The sequence below is a fragment of the Spirochaetota bacterium genome, from assembly GCA_040756435.1.
Lineage (GTDB): Bacteria > Spirochaetota > UBA4802 > UBA4802 > UB4802 > UBA4802.
Genome location: JBFLZD010000002.1, coordinates 124443 through 137398, shown reverse-complemented (window position 1 = coordinate 137398; position 12956 = coordinate 124443). Strand labels below are relative to the sequence as shown.

Here is a 12956-nt window from a genome sequence, read left to right as displayed (position 1 = left end):
TTGCCTTTGTTCTTTAATTTTGGCCCTGGTTCTATTTGTCCAAACTCTCCAACATAGTAGGTAAAACCCCATGGCACATCAGGGCGCATCATCATCCCCATACGTGTATTCACCTGACTCATTACCATATTCATGGTTGCTGCAAACCTCACACCGTCATCATTATTATACAATTCCATGAGTGCAGGTATGCTGTAGGTGCCAAGTAAAAGGCTCTCATTAAACACAAACGGCCTGAATGCCTGTATCTTTTGCTCTCTATCGCTTACCGCTAACTTGCGTGTATACCTGTTGCCATCTATCCCAAAATTATAACCACTTACAAACTGCAGTGCAGCTAACTCTGCCTGTTCGTTGGCTGCTTCTATCTGCTCCCTGCATTTTTGCAGCAACTCTGTTAATGCTTTTAATAACGCTACGTTTCCTGTCTTCTGCTGCGCACGTGTAAATTCTTCTGCAATCGTTTGTGCCTGGTCAAATATGGCTCTGTTATAACTTCTATACCTTAGTTGGGTCAAGCCAAATTCTACCTTTTGTTTTGAAAGCTTCAAAAGTTCATCATGGAGTAGCTCCGGCTGATCTTGTAATATATCTAGAAGCAATGCATGCACATCTACTCGCTGTATCACATCACCATACTGCTCTTTCATAGATGAAAGCATATCATTAAGCACCACCTCTATTCCTGCCATGCGCTTTTGCAATTCCTTATATCCCACACCACTTTGTGCTGCAATGAGCCATGCCATCTTTTCTTCCTGTAGCTTCTTCAAGCGTGCATCCCACTGCGCATTTCCCTCTACAAGTGCCTCCTGCGATGCAATACGCCAGTTCTTCCACCGGTTTTCAAAACTCTTAAGCATCATATCCCACTGCTGCATGCCTCTGTTAAAAATTCGGCTTACCATGCGGTCCCAATCGGCTTTTTTATCTGCTAACTCCTGTTTCTTTAATTGCCACTGGTGTACCTGCAATGCTCTTCTTTGTGCAAGCTCCCTGTCATTAAATCCCTCATATTGTTTTACATACTGTGCAAACAATCCTGCTACTTCATCCTCTCTTTCTGTGCCAATCATAGCATCAAGCTGGTTTATCACATCTGCTGGCATACCTTCAACATATCCCATGTATGTAAGCATGGCGCGCACCATCCCTCGTGCTTCAGGCCCTATTTTAAGTGCGCTTCCATAATCAGAACTATCTCCTGCCCAAATTCCGTATAAATCCTTTTCTACTGCCTTATCCACCACCACACGGTCAAAGCCGCCCTGTGTATACATTGACTGCACATGCGCCATATAGCGAGAAAACGCATCACGTTTCTGCTGGTTCATAATGTTGGCATACGTTTGTCCCACCGTGCCCGCATGCAGCACCTGCATGGTATCATTGGTGGTATAGCCGTTTGAATCAGTTTTTAATGCTGTTGTGCGATAGTTATTGACATTGACCCAATCCCCGCCTGCGTCAGTTTCCACCAAAAATTTCAGGTCGCTATCGCTTATCATTAAGCCATATTTTCCAGCCACCTCTTTGAGTGCTGCTTTCAGCGTTGGTTTTTGTACCAATACTGTTTGCATGGTCTTTGGATTGTAATATTCAAATGCTCCTGCTTTTTGTGCATCATCCAGCGACTCAATTTCTGTATAGCGAGCTAAATTTGCCTTAGCAGCAAGCATCTTAATCTTAAGGGATTGAAGCTCGGTGAGTTTTGAGTGTATAATTGTGAAAGTTTTGTTTGCATTTCTTGTATGTTGCTTTTTATTCTTTTCTGCTTCTATAATGTCTTTATATATAACATTTAATAACTTTTCTAATGGGATTAATACAGGACGTAATAAGCGGGCCATCCATCTATATGGATGAATTTTCTTAAAACCAAGATTAACTTTCTTATTCCAGAAATAATCATATTTCTTCTTTATAGGTCTATAAATTTCATATGTTCCAGCATATTGTAAACTTAGATTATCATATTTATTATCCCAATCTTCTGCTTGTAAAAATTCTCTAAAATATTGCTGTATATATACATTTGAAGAAATTAAACTATTATCTTTACGCATCATATTAAGATATTCATATAAAGGTGAATCCATTGTTGTAATTTCGCTTCCGTCAGGAATACCATTGCCAAGCCACGGTTGAGTTGATAAAATTCGTGAATTCATACCATACCATGAATGATGTTCGTTATAATAATAAGCGGCTTCATTTAAGTGAATATTCATTATAGATGTTTGTATTCCAAATGGACCTATAGAAACAACACCATTTATAAAATTATTCTGCAACATTCTATCAATAAGCCTATCACGCTCATCGGTGTAGTCTTCATTGGTTGCAGTAATAAACGCATCCTTTTTTGCCTCATATTGAGCCTTTAGTTGTTCATACGCCACACTTAATTTCTTTATTTCATTCTGCATGCACCATGCCGCTTTTTCCATGCGGTATGCACGTTGCGCGCGCTCTATTAATTCTTGCTTTACTTTTACATACTGCTGGTCATTTTCTACTTTTTGCTGCTTTACTGCCTCCACCTTCTGCTGTAACGTTTCAATTTTCTTCTTTACTTCATCTCTATAGTGCAGTGCCAGCTGGTACTGCTGGGTAGCATCAGCCTTTAGTTTGCTTTCTATATCATCCGGATCGCCACCTTCGGCATTGGTCTGGCTGTTGTATAAATACGGCGTTGTGGCATACGCATAGAGCATTTCCTCATCTTCTTTCAGTTTGCGTGCTTCTTCAAGGCGATTATACAGCAAAGTGATGATTTCCAACTGCTTTGTATATGCATCCTGTGCCTGCTGGTAGGCTTTTAATGAATTGTTAACCTGCGCCTGAGCCTGTTCAAATAATGCTTTGTTGGTATTATATATCTGCTGTGCATTTTTATACTCAGGGCTTTCTAAGTAATCTTGCAAATCGTTATTCAAAAGTATCAGGCCCATCTTTTCAATATCTGCATAGGCTTTAAGCAGAGCATACTGCACCTGTACATCACCTGTTTTCATGCTGTCCACAAGCTCCTGCACGCGTGCATCCTGGCCAGCTTCTATATAACGGTCTATCACCTTTTGTGCCGATGCTAGTGGTGGCTCAGAAACATTCCCTTCTTCTTCACTTTCACTGCCGGGCAGCTCACCTTCGCTACTATAGCCAGTAGCCCGTAATTCCTGTATCAACCTATCAACATCGTGAATAAATGCTATATCAACCTGATTTTCTTCTTCATCATAAAGCACAAATGTATCAGTTGTTTGTGTTGCCATCTGTGCTACCTGTACCAGCATATCAAGGGCTGCAGCAATATAGGTAGCCTTGTCAATCATTTCGTTATAATAGCTACTATCGGTACCGGTATAGTAGCTTTTTGTGTTATCACTTAAAACATCACTCTTAACCCGGGTGATGTCTTCCATGCCCGTCATTTTTTTTGCTACAAATGCCAATCCATTATCCTTATATTCACGGACATAGTGAGCTAAATATTTTTCCCCTGGATCATACTGATCATTGTTATTGCTGTCTTCATAATAGGTGTAATCTACTTCGTTAGTGAGCTGTTTATAGCTAAAACTATTTCCAAAAATTGATAGAGATATTTCAGAATAATCACCATCCAGAACCATGTTCCAGTCTACTGCTGCACCTTCTGGAACCTTCTTTAAATTTTTTTCATTTACTATCAATTCCCTCAACAAACTTAAACTATCCCCATTTGGTGTATAGTCATTGTAATACTGTTCCATTACATCTGCAAAATCTCGCCAGTGATTGTAAATATCCCGCTGCGACAATACAAATTGATATACAGCCTGTGCTATAACACTATCTCTGTTTGCCGCATATATACACATGGCAAGCAGGTTTTGCAATCCATCATCGCTGTCATTGCTTATGGCTGTAAACATTTCCCATGTCTGTTTATCCATTTCATATCCGGAAAGCACCAGTGGCACCTGACTATCGGTCACAATAAGATTAACCGGATCAGCTAAATCGGGGTTAATGCTATACAGTATTAAAAAGTTTTTCTCTTTCTGGTCGGTAATAGTATATTTTTCTATGTACTCCTGTATGGATGCATCGTTATATTGCTCATATTCATGTGCAATATCCAGTATGTCTATAAAGCGCTGTACGGATGTGCGTAGTGGCTCATAGCGTTCATCTCGTGATATGCCGTAACAGGCAAGTAGTGTATCCGCATCCTGTGCACTGTATATATCATTCTGTATGGTGCTGTAATAATCGCTCACAATGGCATACTCCCGCACCCCATCGGGCAGATAATTGTATGCACTCAGTACCCTTTCATGGGTTAATGCTGTAAATAAATCCCTGAAAGTATCATAGTGTGTGGCAAAATAATTCTGCCAATCGTTATATTGGTTTAGTGCACCAAACCCGGCAGGCATATACCCATCATCAGTTTTTTGTCCAAAAATTTCTCCAAATTGAACATCCCCATTTCCCAATGAAAGCACATAGGCCATAAAATGGGTATATATATCACTCTCACTGCCTGCTATATAAGTATCAACTTGATGCAATGCCAAAGCGTCAGGTGCATACAACTGCACCAGTGTGCCATAATATAGTTGTTTCAATTCATCATAGTGGGTTGTTATATATTGTAGTATTTCATTGCTGCCGCTATATTGAGAAAGATTTGCAAATTTTCCACTTAAGTATTGTCCACTGTCAGTAATTGTCCCTGCAATATCCTCACATGAAGTATAACCGTGTGTGCGGATATATCCTGCCACAAAGTGTTGAAAATGCTCTAATAGAGCAAAGTCTCTAAACTCCTCATCATATAGCAGCGCATTAAACGCATCAGTGTAACTATTTTTTTGTATACCTTCAAAGTATGCTGCAAGTATCCAGCTACTATCCTGTCCCCAGCGCTGTTGCACCTGTGCTATAGGTACAGTGTTGTCTTTCAATGCCTGTATATCCTGGCGGCGAAGTAATTCACGGTTTATACGTTCCACCACTGTCTGGACAAATACCTCATCCTTTCCATCGCGGTGCATAGTTATTGTATAATCATCAACGCTCCCATACATCTGGCCTTCATAAAGGTATCGTGCCGTATAATCCACTATCTCATATTCTTTCCGTATTTCTTCAAGGCGTGCTAACTGAGCAAATAGAGCTGTCTGCACATCGTTAAATTGCATTCTGTCAATTTCATCTTTTATTTCATGGTAAAGCGTTTCACATTCGTTGAGTGTGCTGACAAGTGCATCAGTAAATCCCGGCCAGGTTCCGTTAGGCGATAGTTGTTGATAAGAAGCCTGCTGCACAGTGTATTCATTTTCTTCATTGCTATACATTGCACTGCGAAGCGCAACGAGTTCGCCATACTTTTTCTGCAAGGCTATAAGTTTATCATAGACATTAGTTTTTTCCTGATACCGGGCAAGTGCATCCTGTGTGCTGATATCCCTTTGTTCATATTTTGCCTTTTGAGTCAGAATGTCATGATAGGCGCTAACCACCTGTTGCAGCGCTTCCTTTAAAGCCTGTGGCAAACTCCCATACTCTTTTGTCTGAACATAGTTTTCAACTTTCTTCCCATACTCAATTAACTGTGCCACGGTAAGTGAGCCTTTAAACGCATTTTCTGCCTCACTTTCTGCAATGCCAAGCAGTGCAGCAATTTTCCCTATAAAACCTTCTTCCCTGCTTTGCTTCATTTTTTCAAGTGATAGCTCATAAAATTGCTGCACATAGTGGGCATAGGTTTGCATAACTGCTACCGATTGAGTACCTTCAAATGCAACAGGATGCACAAAATCAAATACATCGGGCTGTGTCAACGCTGTCACTTTTACCTCAATGATATGACGGCTTACATCTGAAAGTGCATTTCCTTCTTCATCCACTCCACGTTCTAACATATCAATGTATGAATCTAACAATGTATCAATGTCATCATTTGAAGCGCACCTGGCAAGTTCATGTTGAAGATCAATCACCGTATCCATGTCTTCACTATAACTCTGTAACTGCTGTAGCAGGTTACTATATGAACTTTCATCCTCTAACTTCTGCATAGTATCAATTGTAGTTGCCAGTGTGTAAAGATAGGCATACTCCAGAGCATCGTCTGTGCTGCTTTGTGTTAGCTTTTGCATGCAGGTGTTTATTAGGTCATTATATACGGTGGATAATGCAGACCAGTCTACATTGCCATTACTATCGGTTACCTCATCTTTTTTGTGTTGTAGCATGTCTACAAGTTTTTGCAGGCTTTCTTTGTTGCGGGAAAAAAAGGCCACATTTGCAGAATCAAGAGCCCCCTCAGCTGCCTGTATAATGTTCTCTTTTGCAAATGGTGATGTTGCAAGATCTTCACTATTCATGTCATGTAAAAGATACACAACAACCATGCGGGCAAGCTCGTAGGTGTCCTCAATAGCTTTCCCTGATGCATTGACCGCATATACCATGTTTACCATATTTTGCCTGTATTCCTGCTGCACAACCTCCTCATATAGCGCTAATAAACTTCCCCAATCAGGATACATTCTCTGTCCATTGCGTTCTTCTGTAATTTCCTGGTTATATATATTTTCCAGTATGCTTCCTGCTATAATTTCCATTGCCTGCGTGTATATGTCAGTATTCACTTCATCACACAGTGGCAAAAGTTTTTCAGCCTGCACATATCCACCGGTATAGTGTACAATGAGCACAATGGCATTGTTTCTTTCTTCCAGAGTGCGAGTAGTATCAGCAAGTATTGCTATTTGTTCTTTAAGCATCATTGCATCAAGCGGCGTTTGGCGATTTACTACTTCATTGAGTTTGCATACAATTGCCTCTATAACCATTTGTTCCTTATCGTCTATCCTTGCTATAGCTTCCCAGGCATCAAACCGTTCCCTTGCACGGTCATATTTTTCTTTTACTTCATCTCGTTCCTCAAATATTGCTTTTAGGTAGGCTACACGTTCATCATCTTCATATCCTGGTAGCAGGTCATTAAGTTTCATGAAAAGCAATTCTTCATTCTCGTCAATAGCTGCAAGTGCCTCATCCAGCGGTTTTTCCTTTATATTCTGCCATGCTGAATGTATTGCTCGTATCCCTAAAACTTCTCCCTGACCGGTGCTATAACCTTCCAGAGCATTTACTGCCAATTCCACCCGCTTTGCATACGCAGCAGCACTATCATTGCGCTCCTGCAAGAGTAATGCACTGTAATAGTTCTTCTTTGCTTCAATCCATTTACGCTCTTTTAGTTCAATTCTATTGGTATACTCTATAATCTGCTGTGTGGCCTCATTTATCATCTGTATTGCCATCTCTCTGGCATCAGGATTGGTATAATACAGCATTATTTCCACTGCATTCTGATAGGTTTTTTGTGCTGCTTCATAAGCAATGCGCACCTGTGCAAGTTGTTTTTGTGCACTGTCCACATCTTTCTGTGCACCAACTAATGCATTCTTAAGCTCACCGGTTAACAGCGCCATTGCATCATTGTAGTCTTTCTTTGCCTTTTCATAGTCTTCTGTAGCCTTCTGCAGATTTGCTTTCTGAGTTTGTGCGTCCGGGCGATTGGTTTCATTATATGCAAAATTATATAGCTTTTGTGCTCGCCGTAAACGCTCCTCCCAGTAGGTAAGGGTTAGCTTTTCTTTTTCTAGATCATACTCAGCAGCCGTCATCAAATATGGGTCACCCGATAGCTCATAGAGCCCATCAATAATAACAACACCTTCTGCATCTTTATAGAGATAGTAATTGTACAGCGCATTGCCATGCTCATCAACGCTATCATCACTCAAAAGTCCACTTGTTTGGCTAACTACTGTTTTATATCCAAACACGGTTTCAAAGTTTCCACTGTGCTCCTGTATATACCGTCTAAATGCATCTAAACGACTAACCATCCATGGTGTAGTCTTTAGATTACCACCAATAATTTGCCGGTCATTATATGAAATCTCACTGCGTAAATATGCCTCATAGAGTGAATATAAAAACTCACGCATAGATTCTATTTGTGCTGAGTTTTTCTGATATTGAGGGCGCTGTGCAAGAAGCTCCACAACAGTGTTAAATGGTAAAAGAGTGCTTTCTTGTCCCAGAAGATGCAGCATCTGTATACCGGCTACATACTTTGAAAGCTCCTCTCCCAGGGCAAAAGCATTGACAGTATCAATATCTGTAATAGTACCTGTGGTATATGCCTCATAGTACTGCCTGAATATATGTAGATTGTCACACAATGCAGTTTCTTCCCCTGTATACTGTTTTACAAAATCCCCCGCTTTAAACTGTGTAATGGTATTACCCCACATGTCCTGCATATGGTACTGCAATGTCATCCTTGCTACTATATCCTGATACCGTGATAGTATTCCTTCCCATTGAACTATCTGATCATATACCGCTTTCTTTAATTCTTTTGTGTCAGTAGAATCATTCTGCAAATACCATTCTATATATGCCTTCCTGTCATTATCCGTTGTATATTCTATACCGGTAAGGGTGGTAAAATATTCCTTAAGCCATGCTATATTTTCCTGGGCAATGCGCAATGATCCTGACCCGGTTGTAATAAGCTCACGCGCTGAGGCGCTGTAATCATCAAAACGTTCCTTTTCTGCAGCAATTGTCTCATCAAGTAATTTCAATGCGTCAGCATAAGCGCGGTCTGCTTCCAAAAAACTGCTGCTCCAGTTGATAACCCCCTGCCGTATCTGTTGCTGTATGCTTGCAAGCCACTCATTTCGCTTTTGTACTAATTGCTCATAGCTTTTAGCCCAAACTTCATCAGCAAGGTTGTACCCATCTAATGATGAGCGTTCCCATGAAAGTCGTGCTGCCAGCAAATCATCCTCGGCTGCCTTCCATGCATATATCCCCGCCTGGATGAGCATATCAATGTCATCACCTTCAGGTGTTACGCCAATACCGCTAACGGTATATGTAAGCTTCTCCTGAGCTTCTTGTAAGATGGCATTTGTTTTGTCTATTGTTGATGCAAGTATTTGTGTAGTAATATATGATGCGGATTGCTGCTGAGTATAAAAGCGTAAACTTGCAGTATCACTGTAGTGCTGGTAAAAATAATTATTTTTTGCACCAACATAATATAGCTCAATATCTCGCTGTATAAGCTTCTGTATAGTGTTTAGCTTTTCATCTAACGTTTCAATAAATCCCTTACGGTATTCCTGTGTGGTAGTGGTTATCTGTGACAGTATTGTGTCACGTGTGGTTTGCACCTGTGCGTCAATTCCTGCTAAAAGCTGTTGTACATAGTGCCCAACGTTTTCATCCCATGCACTGTATGTTGCCGCCATGTCTTCACGCGGGTCCTCCTGCATCATCTGGTTTATGTGTGCATACAGCTCTTCTTTTGCATATGCAGGAACAACAATCTCAAAACAGCGGGCATCGTAACTCCCCAAAGCTTCTTCAAGCATCTTTTGTATGGCAGTGCGTGCTTCTGTCTTAAGAAAACATATGTCATCATCTCCGGTAACTATCGCCCCGTCATATGCTGTTAATGCTTCTTTTTCCCACATGCTGTATGCGGTATCTGCGGCTTGTATGGCTTTATACATGAAAGCTTCTTTTGTCTTTTCAGCCATTGCCGATTGTAGCGAGCGTTCAAAATATCCTTTTGCGCTGCTCTGTTCAAATGGAATTGTGCCGGCAAAGCTGGTTGCCGTAAAGCTAAATGAAATAATCAGTAGGGCAGCATGTACAAACTTCATAGACGCACCTCATCGTTACGTGAAATTGGTATATGTTTGGCTTTTTGTGATGTTGATGTTTTTGAGTGTGTGAATGATAAAAAACATGACACCGTCATGCAGTGAAAAACGTTGCACGGTAACGGCGCCATGCAAGTGGGAAGAAAACTTATATTGATGGTATGCCCCAAATTACCAGGTGTAGCTAAAATTTTGGAGGTAATACAGCATATGCCACAAACGTATATATATATGTGCGATAGTTTGTAGCAAAGGAACTCACACGGGGGATAGGCCTCGCGCTGGCGGTAATAAAAACGCTCGTAGCAGTAGGCAACAGCTAAAAACAGAACGTATACCAAACACAGCGGTGCGCTTGTGTGTGAATACGAACTATGCGGAAACACATTCCCCAAAGGGGGGATGTGAATGGTTGCAAACGATATCCCTTCATTATGAATTGAAAAGGAATTCCCGCCAGCTTTTATGGTATATGAATGCAGGGCAAGCATGGCCTCTTCTTCAATGCGGTGCATAGCCTTCATTGCTGCTAAATTCTGGCTGGCTTTTTTTGTTGCTTCAATGATACGCAGCCTGCCTGAAGATGGTATAATGGTAGCGGCAGATACATGCACGGGTATGGCAAATCCACAGCATAGTATTGCCAGTGCACAAGATACTATAACGATTTTTATTGTTCCTGCCATGCTGTTATAAATAAAAATATATATAATCAAATGCTATTAAAAATATTTATATATGTACATAAAGTATGTATTTGTACTGTAATATTAATAAAATTAAATATAGTAACATTAATTATGTCAATAAAAAAATCTGGGGGTAATACAATTTTTTTGTTTTGTGTGGCATTTCTTTTTATAATCTGCAACAGTACTAAAACAGGTTGTAAAAAAAATTGTTTACAAAACAATAAAAATAAAATATCTTGACATGTTATTTTTACTATTGTAGTATTATCTCATAATGCACTGATAGCATTAGTTTGGGGAGTTAATTATTTATGGATATTACAAAAAGAACCAAGGATGATGTTGTCATACTGGATATATCTGGCGAGATAGACCTTTACAATGCTCCAGAAATTAAGGACATCATCAATAGCCTTATAGAAGAAAAAAAATTTAATGTCATCATTAATCTGGAAAAAGTAACGTATATTGATTCTTCAGGGATTGGAGCATTGATATCCAGCCTTTCAAATTTAAAGAAATATCAGGGTGGATTAAAGATCATTAATGTTTTTGCTTCAGTACGGAAGGTGTTTGAACTCACAAAGTTAACATCCTTCTTTGAAATATATGATTCTGAAGAGGCTGCCATAGAGTCATTCAAACGGTAAGATAAAAGCAGATTGTGGGTAAGTACTTCTGCAATAGAGTGAAAAGTGGTTTGTAAAACATAAAAATTTTTGACACATGTGAATTTGAAATTAATGCAAGTAAATAGTTTTTTATCATACAATGTTTTTGGGCGATAGTAGCCACAAGAAATCTTCATTGTAATATCAGGATTTATCTTCATGGAATGTAGGGATGCTGATAGGTACGTATGCCATAATCCTGAATTTTTAAGTATGATGGAGATTCCAAATCACGTTTGTAATGAAGGCTGTAAAAAATATTTTAGACAATCTTTTACATGATAGAGCATAAGCTCATAATGGCTACATGAAAGCTATAATGATCTAATCTATAAACCACAAAAATAATTTCGGAGGCATATATGCACGTAAACAAGAATGTCGTTGTACTGGCAGTGGTTGTATGTTTGTCAATGATAACTGCCTGTTTTGAAAAGGTTCCTGTAAAAGAACTATCGCTTGCAAAAAATGCAATCACTGAAGCTGAATCAGTAAAAGCTGATCACTATGCAAAAGACGAATATACCGCAGCTAAAGATTTGCTTTTAAAAGCCCATGATAATGTAAAAAATGAAGAGTATGATAAGGCAAAACAGAATGCCATAGATTCACAGAAAAAGGCAAAAGAAGCCTATGATAAGGCTCTACCATTGCTTGCAAAGGATACTCTGGATATAGCAGCTCAGAGCCTGCAGGCTGCTGATGATGCATATGCATCAGTACTTGCAAAGGAAGATTATGCTAAAGCAAGTGATATGCTGCAGGAAGCAAACAAGCAGTATGAAAATAAAAACTACTTGGCTGCATATAAAGCTGCATTAGATGCGGATGTATATGCTAAAAATGCCCGTAATGTAGCAATGAACCAGAAGGAGACGCTGGCTGATTCAATAAAAGAAGTGAATATTGTTATAGCACAGGCTGAAGGCTATGGTGCAGCACAATATGCTCCTGAAAAACTTGCGCTTGCAAAAGAGCATTCACAGGTTGCCCGCTCTGCGTATGATGCTGGTGAACTTAAAAAAGGCTTTTCAGCAATAGAGGTTGCCAAGCTCAATGCTGATGATGCATACTTTGTATCCCTGAAAGCAACTGCAGCCAGGAAGATTGAGGAAGCCCAGGCAGCCATAGATGCAGCAAAAGGCAGTGAGGCAGCAAAACTATCCCCCAATGATATAAAGGCTGCGGAAGAATCGCTGGCACAGGCAAAATCATTATTTAATGATGCCAAATACAAGGAATCAATGATTGCTTCAGGGCAGGCTATAAGCATTGCGCAGGGTGTTTCCTCTAAAAAAGCAGTGGCTGTTGCACCGGTCCCGGTAACAGAAGAACAGGGGAAAGAGGGTGTTGGGGTAAAAGAGGAACAGAAAGAAGCTATACAAAAAAAGGTGGAAGAAGAGACTGAATATACACTGTATAAAGTCAAGTATAACCCCGCAAAACGAGATTGTCTGTGGCGTATTGCTGAAAAGTTTTACAATGATGGATTCAAGTGGAAAGTGATCTATGAGGCTAACCGTGATAAAGTAAAAAATCCCAATTTAATAAAACCAGGTTGGACGCTGAAGATACCAAAAGCTGCAACAAAGCTTACTCAACCGGTACAAGAAGAAAACAAAGAAGCAATAAAAGAGGATGAGCCACCAGCAACAGAACTTAAGATGAAGACAGAATAAAGTCCATACAGGGGGCGTCTTAAAACAAACCGCAAAGCTTGCAATGATGCGAGTGCAATGTCATTGCAAGCGTAACACCTGTGATGAGTGCTTCGGCAGGCTCAGCAACCACTTGTCGGAGTATTGCAAACTCAATTGTACAAAACAAGATTGCTTCGTCAC

At 40.0% G+C, this 12956-nt stretch carries 4 protein-coding genes; 2 read left to right on the top strand and 2 right to left on the bottom strand.

All coding sequences use genetic code 11. The features are described from left to right. Together AB1444_01415 and AB1444_01410 are read right to left on the bottom strand one after the other, a co-directional pair. Positions 1-9752 (bottom strand): hypothetical protein (locus AB1444_01415; protein ID MEW6525308.1); only part of this gene is annotated, 9752 nt, incomplete at its 3' end. Continuing rightward, positions 9749-10438, bottom strand: coding sequence for a hypothetical protein (locus AB1444_01410; protein ID MEW6525307.1), 690 nt, complete (start codon positions 10436-10438; stop codon positions 9749-9751). The genes AB1444_01410 and AB1444_01415, both read right to left, overlap by 4 nt. A 317-nt stretch (positions 10439-10755) precedes the next feature. Between AB1444_01410 and AB1444_01405 the strand changes: the two genes are divergently transcribed. Together AB1444_01405 and AB1444_01400 are read left to right on the top strand one after the other, a co-directional pair. Further along, positions 10756-11094 (top strand): STAS domain-containing protein, encoded by a 339-nt coding sequence (locus AB1444_01405; GenBank protein ID MEW6525306.1) that lies wholly within the window; start codon positions 10756-10758, stop codon positions 11092-11094. 383 nt (positions 11095-11477) lie between these two features. Beyond that, positions 11478-12794 carry a LysM peptidoglycan-binding domain-containing protein gene (locus tag AB1444_01400; protein ID MEW6525305.1) on the top strand — a complete coding sequence of 439 codons (1317 nt, stop codon included), beginning with the start codon at positions 11478-11480 and terminating at the stop codon, positions 12792-12794. The last annotated feature ends 162 nt before the right edge of the window (positions 12795-12956 follow it).